The sequence below is a fragment of the Thalassococcus profundi genome, from assembly GCF_003344785.1.
Classification (GTDB): Bacteria; Pseudomonadota; Alphaproteobacteria; order Rhodobacterales; family Rhodobacteraceae; genus Puniceibacterium; species Puniceibacterium profundi.
Window position 1 is genome coordinate 479,317 of sequence record NZ_QPMK01000001.1, and the last position, 15,071, is coordinate 494,387.

At 63.9% G+C, this 15,071-nt stretch carries 17 protein-coding genes; 13 read left to right on the plus strand and 4 right to left on the minus strand.

Annotated features, from left to right (window positions below):
- Window positions 1-69: 69 nt before the first annotated feature.
- Window positions 70-570 (plus strand): L,D-transpeptidase family protein, encoded by a 501-nt coding sequence (locus DU478_RS02205; RefSeq protein ID WP_114509285.1) that lies wholly within the window; start codon window positions 70-72, stop codon window positions 568-570.
- Between the two features lie 60 nt (window positions 571-630).
- Here DU478_RS02205 and dalA read toward each other — a convergent pair whose 3' ends face one another.
- On the minus strand, window positions 631-1,194 hold the full coding sequence (dalA, locus tag DU478_RS02210) for a divisome-associated lipoprotein DalA (protein WP_114509325.1): 564 nt from the start codon (window positions 1,192-1,194) through the stop codon (window positions 631-633).
- A gap of 166 nt (window positions 1,195-1,360) precedes the next feature.
- Between dalA and DU478_RS02215 the strand changes: the two genes are divergently transcribed.
- A complete protein-coding gene (locus tag DU478_RS02215) occupies window positions 1,361-1,963 on the plus strand; it encodes a L,D-transpeptidase (RefSeq protein WP_114509286.1) in 603 nt (200 codons plus the stop codon).
- Between the two features lie 152 nt (window positions 1,964-2,115).
- Entirely contained in the window at window positions 2,116-2,307 is a 192-nt protein-coding gene (locus DU478_RS02220) for a ferrochelatase (protein ID WP_114509287.1), read from the plus strand.
- A gap of 78 nt (window positions 2,308-2,385) precedes the next feature.
- Here the strand turns inward: DU478_RS02220 and hemH are convergent, their stop codons facing one another.
- Window positions 2,386-3,450 (minus strand): ferrochelatase, encoded by a 1,065-nt coding sequence (gene hemH, locus DU478_RS02225; protein ID WP_114509288.1) that lies wholly within the window; start codon window positions 3,448-3,450, stop codon window positions 2,386-2,388.
- 55 nt (window positions 3,451-3,505) lie between these two features.
- A complete protein-coding gene (locus DU478_RS02230) occupies window positions 3,506-4,327 on the minus strand; it encodes a methyltransferase domain-containing protein (protein WP_114509289.1) in 822 nt (273 codons plus the stop codon).
- A gap of 68 nt (window positions 4,328-4,395) precedes the next feature.
- Here DU478_RS02230 and DU478_RS02235 point away from each other — a divergent pair, with 68 nt between their 5' ends.
- The 4 genes from DU478_RS02235 to DU478_RS02250 are packed head-to-tail and all read left to right on the plus strand — an operon-like array spanning window position 4,396 to window position 6,625.
- The gene (locus DU478_RS02235; RefSeq protein ID WP_114509290.1) at window positions 4,396-5,070 is read left to right on the plus strand and encodes a ComF family protein; all 675 of its coding nucleotides are present in this window, start codon (window positions 4,396-4,398) and stop codon (window positions 5,068-5,070) included.
- 30 nt (window positions 5,071-5,100) lie between these two features.
- Window positions 5,101-5,358 (plus strand): glutaredoxin 3, encoded by a 258-nt coding sequence (grxC, locus tag DU478_RS02240; RefSeq protein ID WP_114509291.1) that lies wholly within the window; start codon window positions 5,101-5,103, stop codon window positions 5,356-5,358.
- Entirely contained in the window at window positions 5,358-6,188 is an 831-nt protein-coding gene (locus DU478_RS02245; protein ID WP_114509292.1) for a carbon-nitrogen hydrolase family protein, read from the plus strand. Before grxC ends, DU478_RS02245 begins: the two co-directional genes overlap by 1 nt.
- Window positions 6,188-6,625: a MarR family winged helix-turn-helix transcriptional regulator gene (locus tag DU478_RS02250; protein WP_114509293.1), complete on the plus strand. Its 438-nt coding sequence runs from the start codon at window positions 6,188-6,190 to the stop codon at window positions 6,623-6,625. The genes DU478_RS02245 and DU478_RS02250 overlap by 1 nt, the downstream gene beginning before the upstream one ends.
- Window positions 6,626-6,632: 7 nt before the next feature.
- Here the strand turns inward: DU478_RS02250 and ubiG are convergent, their stop codons facing one another.
- Window positions 6,633-7,373 carry a bifunctional 2-polyprenyl-6-hydroxyphenol methylase/3-demethylubiquinol 3-O-methyltransferase UbiG gene (gene ubiG / locus DU478_RS02255; RefSeq protein ID WP_114509326.1) on the minus strand — a complete coding sequence of 247 codons (741 nt, stop codon included), beginning with the start codon at window positions 7,371-7,373 and terminating at the stop codon, window positions 6,633-6,635.
- Window positions 7,374-7,423: 50 nt separating this feature from the next.
- On the opposite strand from ubiG, the gene pip reads away from it, so the two are divergent.
- The 6 genes from pip to DU478_RS02285 all read left to right on the plus strand — a co-directional run.
- Window positions 7,424-8,398, plus strand: coding sequence for a prolyl aminopeptidase (gene pip, locus DU478_RS02260; RefSeq protein WP_114509294.1), 975 nt, complete (start codon window positions 7,424-7,426; stop codon window positions 8,396-8,398).
- 80 nt (window positions 8,399-8,478) lie between these two features.
- Window positions 8,479-9,477, plus strand: a complete 999-nt coding sequence (locus DU478_RS02265; protein WP_114509295.1) for an ABC transporter permease — start codon at window positions 8,479-8,481, stop codon at window positions 9,475-9,477.
- An 8-nt stretch (window positions 9,478-9,485) separates the two neighbouring features.
- The gene (locus DU478_RS02270; RefSeq protein WP_407703139.1) at window positions 9,486-10,679 is read left to right on the plus strand and encodes an ABC transporter permease; all 1,194 of its coding nucleotides are present in this window, start codon (window positions 9,486-9,488) and stop codon (window positions 10,677-10,679) included.
- Window positions 10,676-12,322, plus strand: coding sequence for an ABC transporter ATP-binding protein (locus tag DU478_RS02275; RefSeq protein ID WP_114509297.1), 1,647 nt, complete (start codon window positions 10,676-10,678; stop codon window positions 12,320-12,322). Before DU478_RS02270 ends, DU478_RS02275 begins: the two co-directional genes overlap by 4 nt.
- A 72-nt stretch (window positions 12,323-12,394) precedes the next feature.
- Window positions 12,395-13,948 carry an ABC transporter substrate-binding protein gene (locus tag DU478_RS02280; RefSeq protein ID WP_114509298.1) on the plus strand — a complete coding sequence of 518 codons (1,554 nt, stop codon included), beginning with the start codon at window positions 12,395-12,397 and terminating at the stop codon, window positions 13,946-13,948.
- Window positions 13,949-14,845: 897 nt separating this feature from the next.
- The coding region (locus DU478_RS02285) for a transposase (RefSeq protein WP_147276313.1) at window positions 14,846-15,071 on the plus strand (226 nt) is incomplete at its 3' end.

The following is a 15,071-nucleotide window of genomic DNA, read 5'->3' on the forward strand; positions in this document are numbered from 1 at the left end:
GCGCATTCTGCATCTGTTGCGGTGCCGTTTTTACCGCTATGGTGCGAAAAAAAACGAGCGGACATAGCAATGAGAGTGATACCGGTTCTGGCCGCGCTTCTGCTGGCCTTTGCGCTGGCAGGCTGCGGCGGCGGCAGCAAGTTCAGGACATACAACGGACCCGAAGTGACCCATGTGGTGGTCAACAAGGCCGACAGGCGCATGTACCTTCTGCACCACACCAAGGTACTGCGCGATTTCGACATCGGTCTGGGATTCGCGCCGGCGGGCCACAAGCAAGTCGAAGGCGACGGTCGGACCCCCGAAGGCACCTATACCATTGACCGGCGTAACCCAAACAGCCGGTTCCACCTGTCGATCGGGCTGGATTATCCCAACGAACGCGACAAGGCGATGGCCGAGGCACTGGGCAAGAGCCCGGGCGGCGACATCTTCATTCACGGGCGGCCCAAGCCCTACCGCAGCAACCTGCGCGACTGGACCTGGGGCTGCATCGCGGTCACCGACCGCGAGATTGAAGACATCTATGCCATGGTGCGGGACGGCACGCCGATCACGATCAATCCGTGACGGAACAGAGACTGATCCGGCCTGATCTTCGGGGCCGGATCGATCTCGGCCGACCCTGTATCAGAAGGCTTCGGTCGGGATCGGTGTGACCGGCTGCGACGCGCCGGAACCGCCCATGATCATCGTCCACCAGATCTTGCCGTTGGGTTCCTGGTACCAGGAAAAGCCCATCTCACGCGCTTCGGGGTCGAGGATCACGTCGCGCGTGGCCGATTCTTCCATCCAGGCGCCGAGGGTTTCCAACTCGGTCTCGTAGGTTTCCGAGATATTTTCGCCCAGCATCTCGCCGGTGTAGCCGACCCGGCGCACGCGGTCGATCGGCGACGATCCGTCAGAGCCGAAGTGCCACGGCCGGTTCTGAACCGACATGTCGCGCGAATGAGTGGCGGCGGCGGCGTTCAGCGACGAATTCAGGTCAACCGGCGACGCGCCTGCGGCCTGGCGCAGGGAATTCACGGAATCGAGCACGCGGTACTGGATCCGCCCTTCGGACGCAGAGTTGATTCGGTACACTTGCGGCAGCGGCCGACCATCCGGGCCGAGGGTCGGCGCAGAGGGGGGCGGTGCGGCACATGCGGACAAGGCCAGGGCTGCTGCGGAAAGAAGAAGGGGTATGCGGATCATCATGGGGCCACCTATTCACGGGATTGCCCTGCCTTATCGCGGCAAACGTTGCTAATCAAACCCACATCGGCGTGAGCCTGCCTGTTGACGGGTCTTTGATTTGCGACTGAGACATTACCGCAATAATATACCGATCAATATTGTGTCTTCTTAAGGAGTCGATGACATGACGAAATCGGCAAAACACACGCTAGACCGGCGCAGTTTCCTCGCCGGGACCGCTGCAGTGATCGGAACGCCAGCGCTGGCGCAGGACGTCAACGGCGCCGGTACCGTCGAGATGGAGCGCGACATTTCCACCTCCGTGCGCCGCAACATCTCGAGCTTCCGGTCGCTGGACTGGCAGCCCTATTTCTCGAATCTCAACAACGGTGCGATCCTGGTCGACACGCAAAGCCGTGCGCTGCACTACTGGTCCGAGGACCGCAGCACCTACAAGCTTTATCCGACCTCCGTGCCGCTGACCGAGGACCTGACCCGCCGCGGGCGGACGAGCGTGGTCCTGAAGGACCCGAACCCCGACTGGCGTCCGACGCCGTCGATGAAGCAGCGCAACCCGGAATGGCCGGATTACGTGCCGCCGGGGCCGGACAACCCGCTCGGCACGCGGTCGCTCCACCTGAGCTGGACCTACTACCGGATCCACGGCACCCATGACACTCGCAAGATCGGGCGCCGGTCGTCGAACGGCTGCATCGGGCTCTACAACGAGCATATCGAGCAGCTGTACCAGCTTGCCAAGGTGGGAACGCAGGTGTTGCTAATTTGACGACATCTCTCCGGGAGCGCCGAGCCGCCTGATAGGATACAATTGCAATCGCCCAGAATTGCTGCTTAAGAATTCTTACGAGGTAAGTCTTGGGTGCCTGCTGCCGGTCTTCCTTTGTGAAAGACGATCAGGCGTATATCTGGAGGATAGTAATGAAGAATCTCGCTCTCGCCGCTGCCATGACCGCTGCTGCATCGACCGCTTATGCCGGTTCGTATGCAAAAGACGACGTCATGATGGAGCCCGTCGTTGTCGTCGAAGAAACCGAACAGGCTTCTTCCTCGGCCGCGATCCTGGTGCCGCTGCTGCTGCTGGCTGTCGTCGCAGCTGCTGCCGCCAACTAAGCTCTACAGCTTTACCAGAGAAAAGGCGCCGCGATTGCGGCGCCTTTTTTCATGTCCCGTGATCCGAAAGCATCGCGCCTAGCGCAGCCAGCCTTCGAGGTTTTCCTCGATCACTGCCGACAGCGCCCGGATGTGCGCCGGATCGTCGTTGAGGCAGGGAATGTAGGTGAAATGCTCGCCGCCCGCCTCTTCAAAGCTTTCCTTGATCTCTTCGTTGATCTCTTCGAGCGTTTCGATGCAGTCGGCCGAGAAGGCCGGCGCGCAGACGGCGATGTTCTTCTTGCCATCCTCCGACGCCAGCCGTGCCACTTCTTCGACGGTGTAGGGCTTGAGCCATTCCTCGGGGCCGAACTTGGACTGGAAGGTGGTCTTGATGTCGGTATCGGCCCAGCCCAGCCGTTCCTTCAGCAGGCGCGTCGTCTTCTGGCACTGGCAGTGATAGGGATCGCCTTCCATCAGGTAACGTTTCGGCACACCGTGGTAGGAACAGCACAGGATATCCGGTTTCGTCTCCATCTTGGCATAGGCGGCCTCGATCGACTGGGCCAGCGCCTCGATGTAGAGCGGATGTTCGAAATAGGGATCGACGGTGCGCACGGTCGGCTGCCACTTCTCTTCCATCAGAACCCGGAAGAACTGGTCGTTCGCCGTGGCCGAGGTGGCGCCGGCGTAATGCGGGTACAGCGGGAAGAACAGGATCTTTCGGCAGCCGGCATCGATCATCGCCCGCACCTTGGATTTGGTCGACGGGTTGCCGTAGCGCATGCAGAAATCGACCATGACCTGGTCGCCGTAGCGGTCTTTCATCGCCTTTGAAATCGCGGCGGTCTGGTCCTTCGTGATGGTCATCAGGGGGCTTTCGCCCTGGTCTTCGTTCCAGATCGACTTGTAGGCCTCGCCCGAGCTGAACGGGCGCTTGGTCAGGATCACGAGCTGCAGCAACGGCTGCCAGAGCCACGGCGAATAGTCGATCACCCGGCGGTCGGACAGGAATTCGTTGAGATACCGGCGCATCGACCAGTAGTCGTAATTGTCCGGCGTGCCGAGGTTGGCCAGAAGAATGCCGACCTTGGCGGCGGCGACTTTCGGATGATCGGCGGGGGCATGCGCAGGGCGCTGCGCGGCTTTGGTGGCGTCCAGCATCTGTGGTCCCGGTCTGTCTGCGGTTCACGCTGACATATAGCCTGAGACGCTAAGGTCAATCTTTCAGGGGCGTCTCGCGCGTGCCCAGAGCGTCGGCAAGCCGTGCGCCGGCCGATCCCGGGCGCAGCGGCTGCGGCTGGCTGGCATCGGGCGCCCAGCCGGTGAGCACGATGGTCTCGAAGGTGGCGGTGATGCGACCATCGGCATCGGCAAAGCCCTGGGCATAAAGTTCTGCCGCGCGCATCAGCACGGCGCGGCGGGTTGGGCTGCGCAGCCGCGCATGCAGGGCATTACTCTCGCCCATGGCGCGCAGGTCGCGCATCAGGTCGAAAGGCGTGGCGTAGCTCACGGTCTGCGCCACGCCATCGGCCACCGGCAGGGCAAGGCCCGCGCGCTGTAGCAGACCGCCAAGGTCCCGGATTTCGCCCATCGGGGCCACGCGCGGAGACAGCCCGCCGGTCAATTCGATCTCGGCCTGGCCCAGGGCCGCGCGCAGCTCTTGCAGGGTGCGACCGCCGAAGGTGACGGCAAGCAGCAGACCATCGGGTTTCAGCGCGCGGCGGCACTGGATCAACTGGCCGACCGGATCGTTCGCCCAGTGCAGCGCAAGACCATGCACGATCAGGTCGTGCGCGGCCTCGTCCAAAGCCAGCACCTCTTCGTCGGGGACGATCCTTGCCTCGGGCAGGACCGTGTCCCAGGCCTGCGGAAAAGGCGTGATCACGGCCGGCGCGTGAAAGGATTTGTTAACCATGGAGAGCCGATCCTGAACCTCTTCGGCGGCGGCCTCGTGCAGGAACAGGGCGGGCGCGCGGGCGGCGCGGACGCGGTGCTGCGAAAGGGCGCGGCGGTCGGTCAGGTCGGGCGGTGTGGACATGTGGGATAGATAAGCTGCTGACACGAGGGTTTCAAACGGCGCTTTCGCTGATCTACCCGGCCCGCTGTATGTCCTGCGGCGGCCTGGTCGAGACGGATTTCGGCCTGTGTGGTGTCTGTTGGCGCGACACGCCCTTCGTCGCAGGCCTTGTCTGCGACCTCTGCGGCGTACCGCTGCCCGGCGAATCGACCGAGGCCGAACATTGCGACGACTGCCTGACGGTGGCCCGGCCCTGGGCGCAGGGCCGGGCGGCACTGCTCTACAGGGACACGGCGCGGCGGCTGGTGCTGGCGCTGAAACACGGCGACCGGCACGACATTGCCGTGCCGGCCGCACGCTGGATGGCCCGCGCGCTGCGGCCGATCCTGCCCGAAGACCCGTTGCTCGTGCCGGTGCCTCTGAACTTCTGGCGGCTCGCGGCACGGCGGTACAACCAGTCGGCGCTGCTGGCCAATGCGCTGGCGGCGGAGCTGGACTGCGACTGGTGCCCCGACGCGCTGATCCGGCCCCGGCGCACGCCGTCGCTGGACGGGCGCAGCCGCGACGACCGCTTCGGCGTCCTGCAGGGCGCGATAGAGCCGCATCCGAAAAAGGCCGGCGTCCTGAAGGACCGTGCGGTGGTCATCGTCGATGACGTGATGACCTCGGGTGCCACGCTGGGCGCCGCGACAGAGGCGTGCCATGCGTCCGGTGCAAGCAGGGTTGTCACGGTGGTACTGGCACGCGTTGCAAAGGACACCTAAATCCCCGACAAAGGGATAAAGGATACCCATATGCAAAACGTCGACATCTATACCTCGCCGCTCTGCGGCTTTTGCCACGCGGCCAAGCGCCTGCTGACGCAGAAGGGCGTGTCGTTCAACGAGATCGATGTGCTGGCCGACCCCGCGCGCAAGCCCGAGATGATCACCCGCGCAGGCGGCGCCCGCACCGTGCCGCAGATCTTTGTCGGCGACACCCATGTGGGCGGCTGCGACGAGCTTTATGCCTTGGACAGGGCGGGCAAGCTGGACCCGCTGCTGGCCGCCTGATGCGCGCGGCGCTGCTCCAGATGACGGCCTCGGACAACCCGGGGCACAACCTCAATATCGTCTCTGAAATGCTGCGCCACGCGGTCAAGGAGGGCGCGACGTTCGTCCTGACGCCGGAGGTGACGAACTGCGTGTCGCTGGATCGCGCTCACCAGGCGTCGATGTTGCGGCACCAGACCGACGACCCGAGCCTGGCGAAGTTGCGCGAAGAGGCCGCCCGGCTGGGCGTCTGGATCCTGATCGGATCGCTGGCGCTTCGCGCCGATCCGCCGGAAGAGCGGTTCGTGAACCGGTCCTTCCTGATCGCGCCCGACGGATCCATCGCCGCGCAGTACGACAAGATGCACATGTTCGACGTACAGGTCAGCGCCGAAGAGACGTATTGCGAATCCAGCGGCTATGCGCCGGGGGATCGCGCGGTGTTGGCCGATACGCCGTTTGCACGGATCGGGATGACGGTCTGCTATGACCTGCGGTTTGCCTATCTCTACCGCGCGCTGGCCCATGCCGGGGCCGAGATCCTGACCGTGCCCTCGGCGTTTTCACCCGGAACCGGGCCGATGCACTGGGAACCGCTGCTGCGCGCCCGTGCCATAGAGACCGGCTGTTTCGTGCTGGCGCCCGCGCAGGTGGGCCTGCATCCGGCCTCGACCGGCAAGAGCCGCCGCACCTACGGTCATTCCCTGGCCGTGTCGCCCTGGGGAGAGGTGCTTCTCGATGCCGGGGAAAAGGTCGGGGCACATTTCGTCGACCTCGACCTTGGCGCGGTCGAGGCCGCCCGGCGCAAGGTCCCGTCGCTGACCCACGACCGCAGTTTCGAGGGCCCCTGATGTCCGCTATCGACGCGCTTTCCATATCCCTGATCAGCGAGCTTCTGACCGCCGATCAATTGCTGCGGAACCGGCTGACGCGGGTGCTGCCCGACCGCATGGAAATCTCGCATTTTTCGGTGCTTAACCACCTCGCCCGCGGCAGCGTAGAGCGGACGCCGGCGCAGTTGGCGCGCAGTTTCCATGTCACCCGCGGCGCGATGACCAACACGCTGTCGCGGCTCGAGGCGTCGGGCTTCGTGCATGTGCGCCCGGACTGGGACGATGCGCGCAAGAAGCTCGTTGCGATCTCGCCGGCCGGGATGCGGGCGCGGGATGCGGCGCTGGCGGCGATCACCCCGCTCATTTCGGAAATCGTATCGGAACTGGGCGACCACAAGGTCCGCACGGCACTGCCGGTCCTGCGCGAAATCCGGCTGAAGCTGGAGAAGGGGTAGCCGCTGCTTACGCGGGTTTCAGCGCCGCCGTCACATAGTTCACCGACAGGTCGCGGGCCGAGATGCGCCAGGTCCAGGTCACCGGGTTGAACTGGAACCCCTTGCGGTCCACCGGGTCGAGCCCGGCGCGCCGCAGCATGTCGAACAGCTCTTCCGGGGTGACGAACTTGGTCCATTCATGGGTGCCCCTGGGCAGCCAGCGCATGACGTATTCGGCCCCGACGATGGCCATGGCGAAGCTTTTCGGATTGCGGTTAAGGGTCGAACAGAGGTGCAGACCGCCGGGTCGCAGCAGCCGGCGGCAGGCAGTGAGAAAGCCCAGCGGATCGGCCACGTGTTCGATCACCTCCATGGTCAGCACCACGTCGAACTCTGCGGCGGTATCGGCGAGCGCTTCGGCGGTGGTGTGACGGTAGTCGATCCTTAACCCCGACTGTTCGGCATGGGTGCGGGCGACGGGAATGTTGCCTTCGGCTGCGTCGGCGCCGGTGACCTCGGCCCCGAGACGCGCCATCGGTTCGCACAGGAGCCCGCCGCCGCAGCCGATATCGAGGATGCGCAGCCCGGCAAACGGCGCCCGCGTCCCAAGGTCGCGGTCGAACTCTCCGGCGATCTGGGCGGTGATGTAGTCCAGCCGGATCGGGTTCAGCATGTGCAGCGGCTTGAACTTGCCATTCGGATCCCACCATTCGGCGGCCATGGCCTCGAACTTGGCGATTTCGGACGGATCGACGGTGTTGGTGGTCATCTTGGAAATTCCCATGGTCTTTTGCCCGCACAGTCCAATATAGATCAGACATGGACAAGGACTTGGGCCAAAAACGCGCAGTGCAATACCTGTATCCGCCGATCGACCCGTTCGACCAGCGCATGCTGGACGTGGGGGACGGGCATACCGTTTATGTCGAACAATGCGGCAACCCCGAGGGACGTCCGGTGATCGTGCTGCATGGCGGGCCGGGCGGCGGGTGCAGCCCGGCGATGCGGCGGTACTTCGACCCGAAAGTTTATCGCATCGTGCTGTTCGATCAGCGCGGCTGCGGCCGGTCGCGGCCCCATGCGAGCGTGACCGACAACACCACCTGGGACCTTGTGGCGGATATCGAGCGCATCCGCCATACGCTGGGCATCGACCGCTTCGTGGTTTTCGGCGGCAGCTGGGGGGCGACGCTGGCGCTGATCTACGGCATCAGCCATCCCGAGCGGGTGACGCATCTGGTGCTGCGCGGCGTCTTCATGATGACGCAGGCAGAGCTTGACTGGTTCTACGGTGGCGGCGCAGGGCAGTTCTGGCCGGAACCCTGGGCGCGGTTCGTCGACCTCATTCCCGAAGACGAACGCGACGACCTGATCGCGGCCTATCATCGGCGGCTGTTTTCCGGCGACCTGCGGATCGAGACGAAATACGCCCGCGCCTGGTCGTCCTGGGAAAACGCGCTGGCCTCGGTCTATTCGAGCGGTCAGGGCGGGGAGGCGCCGGGGGAATATGCCCGCGCCTTCGCGCGGCTGGAAAACCACTACTTCGCGAATGCCGGTTTCCTTGAACAGGACGGCTGGATCCTGCAGAACGTCGGACGAATCCGCGACATTCCGGGGGTGATCGTGCAGGGCCGTTACGACATGATCTGCCCGCCGGTCCGCGCCTGGCAACTGGCAAAGGCCTGGCCCAATGCCGATTTGCGGATGATCCGCAATGCCGGGCATGCGCTGTCCGAGCCGGGGATCAGCGCCGAACTGGTGCGGGTCATGGACCAGATCGCCGAAACCGCCTGAACCGGGCCTCTGGACAAACCTTTACAGTTGCCGTGAACACGTTAACGTGTGTCCAGCGCTAACAGGGCGGCTGCGATTACGTGAATCCCGTTTTCAAAATCATTCTCCAGCGTCTGGCCCTCGGCCTGCTGACGCTGTTCATCGTTTCGGTCGTGATCTTCACCGCGGTCAACATGCTGCCCGGCGATTTCGCAGAGGCGATCCTGGGCCAGGGCGCCACGCCCGAAGCGGTCGCCGCGATCCGCCGTGACCTGGGGCTCGATCAGGACCCGGTGACGCGCTATTTCCAGTGGCTTGCCGGTGCGGTTCAGGGCGACCTCGGCAATTCCTTCGCCCAGGCCAATTTCGCCAGCTTCGTCGGAACCGAGGGCAGCGCCAACATGGCATCGGTCGCCAACCAGATCGGACCGCGGTTCTGGAACACCATGTTCCTCGCGGGGGTGACGGCGCTGATTGCCGTGCCCTTCGCGGTGATCCTCGGCATCCTTGCGGCGCTCTACCGCAATTCGGCCTTCGACAAGTTCGCCAACATGTTCACGCTCACCTCGATCAGCAGCCCGGAATTCTTCCTGGCCTATATCCTGATCCTGTTCCTCGCGGTGCTGAATCCGATGCTTCCGTCCCTGTCGAACATCTATGCCGACATGGGCCTGGGCGAGCGGCTGGAAAAGACGCTGCTGCCGGCGCTGACGCTGACATTGGTGGTCACCGCGCACATGATGCGGATGACCCGTGCCGCGATCATCAACCTTCTGGCGTCGCCCTATATCGAGATGGCGCGGCTCAAGGGCATATCGCCGCTGCGGGTGATCGTGAAGCACGCGCTGCCCAATGCTTTGGCGCCGATCATCAACGTCATCGCCCTGAACCTCGCCTATCTCATCACCGGCGTCGTCGTGGTCGAGGTGGTCTTCGTCTATCCGGGCATCGGCCAGCTCTTCGTCGATTCGGTCAAGATTCGGGATATCCCGGTAGTGCAGGCCTGCTGCCTGATCTTCGCGGGCGCCTACATCCTGCTGAACCTCACCGCCGACATCATGTCTATCCTCTCGAACCCGCGGCTGAGGCATCCGAAATGAGCCTGTGGATGCAGATCGTCGTCGTACTCCTCCTGTGTCTGGCCGGCGGCTGGGCCTTCCGCTTTGCCGGGATCAAGGCGACCGATGGCAAACCGTTCTACCGTGACATGCCGCTGAGCGTGGCCTTCGGCTATGTGCTGGGCGCGGTGCTGCTGGTCTGGATCGTCTGGTCCTACTACCTGTCGCGGACGCTGCCCGCGCCCGAGGTCAACAAGTACTTCTTCTTCCGCATTGCCATCGAAGGTTTCATCATCTTCGCGCTGTTCGCCTGGCTGTTCCGCCTTCTGGGGCGGAGCGTCGGCACCTCCACGACGAAAAAGCTGTTCCGGCAGATGCCGTTGACCGCGAGTTTCGGTATCCTGATGATCCTGATCTACGCCTTTCTCGCGATCTTTGCCGGGCTGCTGGCGCCCTACGGACAGGAACAGATCGTGCCCGGCGTCGCGGCCAACATACCGCCCGGCGGCAATCCGGCGATGGGCGGCAACCGGGACTTTCCGCTGGGCACCGACCAGATCGGCCGCGACATCCTCAGCCGCCTGATCTACGGCGCGCAAAACACCGTGGGCATCGCCTTTGCCACCACCTGCCTTGCCTTCTTCATCGGCGGGTCGCTCGGGTTCCTGGCCGCGACCCTGGGCGGCTGGCTCGACCAGGTGCTGAGCCGCGGGGTCGACGTGCTGATGGCGATTCCGTCGCTGATCTTTGCGCTGCTGCTGATGACCATCGCCAGCGCCTGGGCCGGATCCGAGAAGGGGCTTTTGACATTCTACATGGTCATCATCATCGCGGTGATCGACAGCACGCGGGTGTTCCGGCTGGCCCGCGCCGTGGGCGCGAACATCGTCGTGATGGATTACATCGAAGCCGCGAAGCTGCGCGGCGAGGGGCTGGGATATCTCATCTTCAAGGAAATCCTGCCCAATGCCACCGCACCGCTGCTGGCGGAATTCGGGCTGCGCTTCTGCTTTGTGTTCCTAACCATCGCGTCTCTGTCGTTCCTCGGCGTCGGCATCCAGCCGCCGCTGGCGGATTGGGGCACGATGGTGCGCGACCTAGCGCAGTTCATCAACTTCGCTGCGTTCGCGCCGCAGGTGGCGAGCGCACCGCTGCTGGCGGCGGGGGCCATCGCGCTGCTGACCGTGGCGGTGAACTTCGTGGTGGACTGGATGCTGCACAGATCGTCGGGGCTGAAGGAATGAGCCGTCTGCTGACAATGACCGATATCTGGATCGAAGGCCGGTCCGACGAGGTCTGGAACCCGATCATCAACGGCGTCGACCTGCACCTTAACAAAGGTGAGGTGCTGGGCCTGATCGGCGAATCCGGGGCCGGCAAATCCACCATGGGCCTGGCCGCCATGGGCTTCTGCCGGGACGGCGTGCGGATCGCCAAGGGGTCGGTAAATTTCGATGGCATCGACCTCGTGAAAGCCAGCGCCGAGGTCAAGCGCGGGCTACTAGGCAAACGCATCGCCTACGTGGCGCAGTCGGCGGCGGCGTCCTTCAATCCTGCGCACAAGATCATCGAACAGCACACCGAGGGACCGACCCAGCATGGCGTCATGGGCAAGTCCGAGAGCGAACGCGACGCGATGGAGCTTTACGCCAAGCTGCGCCTGCCCCATCCCGAAGAGATCGGCTTCCGCTATCCGCATCAGGTCAGCGGCGGGCAGTTGCAGCGGGCGATGACGGCGATGGCCATGTCCTGCCGTCCCGACCTCATCATCTTCGACGAACCGACCACGGCGCTGGACGTGACGACGCAGATCGAGGTGCTGGCCAGCATCCGCGACATCGTCGACCAGTTCGGCACCGCGGCGATCTACATCACCCACGACCTTGCCGTGGTGGCGCAGATGGCCGACCGCATCAAGGTTCTGCTGCGCGGCGACGAGGTGGAAACGCAAGACACCCGCGCCATGCTGAGCCATCCGAAGGAGGACTATACCAAGAGCCTTTGGGCGGTGCGCGAGTTCAAGCGCCCGCAGAAGCCGCCGGTGCACGACCGTGCCACGCCGGTTGTGTCGGTGCAGGGGATCACCGCGGGCTACGGCAAGATCGACGTGTTGTATGACGTGAGCTTTGACATCCACGAGGGCCGCACCGTTGCGGTGGTGGGCGAAAGCGGCTCGGGAAAGTCCACGACCGCGCGCTGCATCACCGGGCTGCTGCCGCCGCGCAAGGGGGTGATCGAATTCGATGGTGTGGCGCTGCCGCTGGATTACCGCAAGCGCAGCAAGGACCAGCTGCGGCAGGTGCAGATGATCTACCAGATGGCCGACACCGCGCTGAACCCGCGCAAGACCATCGGAGAGATCATCGGTCGCCCGGTGGAATTCTACATGGGCCTCAAGGGCCGCGACAAACGCCGCCGGGTCGAAGAGCTTCTGGACCAGATCGAACTGCCCGCCGATCGGTACATCGACCGGCTGCCCTCCGAGCTGTCGGGCGGCCAGAAACAGCGCATCGGCATCGCCCGCGCCCTGGCGGCAGAGCCGCGCTTCATCATCTGCGACGAGGTGACCTCGGCGCTCGACCAGCTGGTCGCAGAAGGCATCCTGCGGCTGCTTGCGAAATTGCAGGACGAGCTGAAACTGAGTTACATGTTCATCACCCACGATCTTGCCACGGTACGGTCCATCGCCGACGAGGTGGTGGTGATGAAGGACGGCGAGGTGGTCGAACAGGGCCCCAAGGTCGAGATGTTCCAGCCGCCACACCACCCCTACACCGACCTGCTGCTCAGCTCGGTGCCCGAGATGGACCCGGACTGGCTCAACACGCTGCTGAAGGAACGCGGAGTTGATAACATCGGCGATGCCGCCGTGCAGAAGATGGATTAGATTAGGCCCCGTATCGCGCGGGTGTCACAGACGCGGGGCAACCTGCAAAAGACGAAACCAGGGAGAACGACAATGAGACATATCAGCAGACGCGGACTGCTTCAGACCGGCGCCGCCGCCGGTGTTCTGGCCGCCAGCGGCCTGCCGCTGCGGGCGCAGGGCAAACGCGGGGGGCGCCTGCGCGTGGCCCTGTCGGGCGCCAACACCAGCGACAGCTGGGACGGCCGGACGCATTCCGACATCTTCATGCAGGCCGCCGCCCAGGGCGGGGTGTTCGACAGCCTGACCGAAGTGGCCGCCGACGGGTCGCTGGTGGGAGAGCTTGCCACCGATTGGGAAGCCACGCCCGATGCCAAGACCTGGACCTTCAACCTGCGCCAAGGCGTGACCTTCCACAACGGCAAGCCCTTCGGCGCCGACGACGTGATCGAGTCGCTGCAACTGCACGTGGCCGAGGGGTCGAAATCCGCCGCCCAGCCGCTGGTCGCCGCGATCACCGAGATGAAGAAGATCACCGATCACCAGGTGCAGTTCACGCTGGAAAACGGCAATGCCGATTTCCCCTACCTGATGTCGGACTACCACCTGCTGATCTATCCCGCCGGCCAGATCGAGGAATCCATCGCCAACGGCATCGGCACCGGCCTCTACTCGGTCGTCAGCTTCGAGCCGGGTGTGCGTTTCGTGGGCCGCCGCGTCGACAGCCACTACAAGGACGGGAACGCCGGCTGGTTCGACGAGGTCGAATTCATCGCCGTGAACGATGCCACTGCCCGGATGAACGCGCTGATGACCGGCCAGGTCGACAGTATCGACCGGGTCGATTTCAAGACCGAAGCGCTTTTGAAAGCCAACCCGATGCTTCGCATCCAGGAGCTGACCGGCAACCAGCACTTCACCTTCCCGATGCTGACGAACGTGTCGCCGCTGGACAACGTCAACGTCCGCAAGGCGCTCAAATACGGGATCAACCGCCAGGAAATGGTCGACAAGATCCTGCAGGGCCACGGACGCATCGGCAACGACACGCCCATCGGTCCGGCCAACCAGTATTTCGCCGACGATATCGAGCAGTTGACCTACGATCCGGACAAGGCCGCCTTCTACCTGAAAGAGGCGGGCATGGACTCGCTCGACCTCGACCTCTCGGCCTCTTCGGCAGCCTTCGCCGGCGCGCTGGACGCGGCGCAGCTGTATCAGGCCTCGGCGAAACCGGCGGGCATCAACCTCAACGTGGTGCAGGAACCGGCGGACGGCTACTGGTCGAACGTCTGGCTGAAAAAGCCGTTCTCGGCCGCCTACTGGTCGGGCCGCGCCACCGAGGACTGGATGTTCTCGAACGCCTTCGAGGAAGGCGTGCCGTGGAACGACAGCCAGTGGGGATCGGAGGACAGCGAACGCTTCCAGAACCTGCTGATCGAAGCACGTGCCGAGCTCGACAGCGACAAGCGCCGCGAGATGTACACCGAAATGCAGGTCATCCTGCGCGACGAAGGCGGCGTGATCATCCCGATGTTCGCCAACTGGGTGCAGGCGCTCAGCAATGCGGTTGCGACACCCGAGGCGGTGGGCAACCTCTACCGTATGGACAACGGCCGCATGGCCGAACGGTGGTGGATGGCGTAAGCCTCACCGTCCGAAGACACCGGAAACGCCCCGCCATTGCGCGGGGCGTTTTCGTTGCGCGGGCTGATCGGCCGTCGCGCAGGTGGAGGGGGCAGGATGCCTCCGGCGGGAGGTTTATTGGCAAGATGAAGCCGCGTGGACCTTCCGTCCGACCCGGGTCTCGATCCTCCCGGGAGTGTGAGACGACAGTGGCGCCAGACGTCTGCACCGACTTTGTTCAGAACCTCTGCAGACTGGCAGAGAGCCATGCGCCGGGTGGCGCACAGGCGGTAAGGCCTCGCATCGGGTGCCGCGATTTCTGCGGCCGTTTCAGCCGATTGCCGCCTCGCTTCCAGAGGGGGTCGCGTGCTTCGGAGCGCTAAAGACTACCAGGCGCGCGGTCCAGGCGGATTCGTTGCACCGGATAAGTGCCGCGGAAGCCTCTTCAACTGACCTATCGGCGTTGCACCCCCCGTGTCGCAAGCGTCGGTGGCAAGAGCCGTTCCGGCATTGAACACTCCGCTCTTGCGGGGATCGACGACGGACATCGTCAGCGCTGCGTGCCGAAGGCCTTCAGCCCGAGGGGGAAGGTTTCTCTGAAGCTGGCCGTCCGCTGCCGAACCGGTCGCCCGTTCCCGAATGCAGCCGGCTTCGGCTTTGCCCGGCTACATTTTGATCGAGGTCGCGAAGCGTGATCCTGCCCCTGCCGTCATGTACGCGTGTTGGAAGAGCAAGTGCAGCCGAACACATCGTTCCGGGTCCGTTTTGCAGGAATTCAGACCAAAAGATTGACGCAAGGAAGATTCTGGAGCAAGAATATTGCAATATGCAATGCAAGTTGCAGAAGTTAAGGTAGGCTCAGGACCTATTGATTTGAGCCGAAGGGCATGATTCACCGCACGAAAACAGAGCGGTGATATGTCTGATCTCTTCTGGCTGAGCGATGCGCAGATGGCGCGTCTGGAGCCCTACTTCCCGAAGTCCCATGGCAAGCCTCGCGTTGATGATCGGCGCGTGTTGAGTGGGATTATCTTCATAAATCGTAACGGCTTGCGGTGGCGCGATGCTCCAGCCGCATACGGCCCCCACAAGACATGGTGTGATTGCGGCGGTCGCTCTCCGGGGGCGAACGAGGTCCGGTATA

What these genes read in the sequence shown, in the direction of transcription:
- DU478_RS02245 (WP_114509292.1), top strand. Translation starts at nt 5,358, where the DNA reads ATGCGCGCGGCGCTGCTCCAGATGACGGCCTCGGACAACCCGGGGCAC.
- dalA (WP_114509325.1), bottom strand. Translation starts at nt 1,194, where the DNA reads ATGATCCGCATACCCCTTCTTCTTTCCGCAGCAGCCCTGGCCTTGTCC.
- pip (WP_114509294.1), top strand. Translation starts at nt 7,424, where the DNA reads ATGGACAAGGACTTGGGCCAAAAACGCGCAGTGCAATACCTGTATCCG.
- DU478_RS02220 (WP_114509287.1), top strand. Translation starts at nt 2,116, where the DNA reads ATGAAGAATCTCGCTCTCGCCGCTGCCATGACCGCTGCTGCATCGACC.
- DU478_RS02280 (WP_114509298.1), top strand. Translation starts at nt 12,395, where the DNA reads ATGAGACATATCAGCAGACGCGGACTGCTTCAGACCGGCGCCGCCGCC.
- DU478_RS02270 (WP_407703139.1), top strand. Translation starts at nt 9,486, where the DNA reads ATGCAGATCGTCGTCGTACTCCTCCTGTGTCTGGCCGGCGGCTGGGCC.
- DU478_RS02230 (WP_114509289.1), bottom strand. Translation starts at nt 4,327, where the DNA reads ATGTCCACACCGCCCGACCTGACCGACCGCCGCGCCCTTTCGCAGCAC.
- hemH (WP_114509288.1), bottom strand. Translation starts at nt 3,450, where the DNA reads ATGCTGGACGCCACCAAAGCCGCGCAGCGCCCTGCGCATGCCCCCGCC.
- DU478_RS02205 (WP_114509285.1), top strand. Translation starts at nt 70, where the DNA reads ATGAGAGTGATACCGGTTCTGGCCGCGCTTCTGCTGGCCTTTGCGCTG.
- grxC (WP_114509291.1), top strand. Translation starts at nt 5,101, where the DNA reads ATGCAAAACGTCGACATCTATACCTCGCCGCTCTGCGGCTTTTGCCAC.
- DU478_RS02235 (WP_114509290.1), top strand. Translation starts at nt 4,396, where the DNA reads ATGTCCTGCGGCGGCCTGGTCGAGACGGATTTCGGCCTGTGTGGTGTC.
- DU478_RS02250 (WP_114509293.1), top strand. Translation starts at nt 6,188, where the DNA reads ATGTCCGCTATCGACGCGCTTTCCATATCCCTGATCAGCGAGCTTCTG.
- ubiG (WP_114509326.1), bottom strand. Translation starts at nt 7,373, where the DNA reads ATGACCACCAACACCGTCGATCCGTCCGAAATCGCCAAGTTCGAGGCC.
- DU478_RS02215 (WP_114509286.1), top strand. Translation starts at nt 1,361, where the DNA reads ATGACGAAATCGGCAAAACACACGCTAGACCGGCGCAGTTTCCTCGCC.
- DU478_RS02275 (WP_114509297.1), top strand. Translation starts at nt 10,676, where the DNA reads ATGAGCCGTCTGCTGACAATGACCGATATCTGGATCGAAGGCCGGTCC.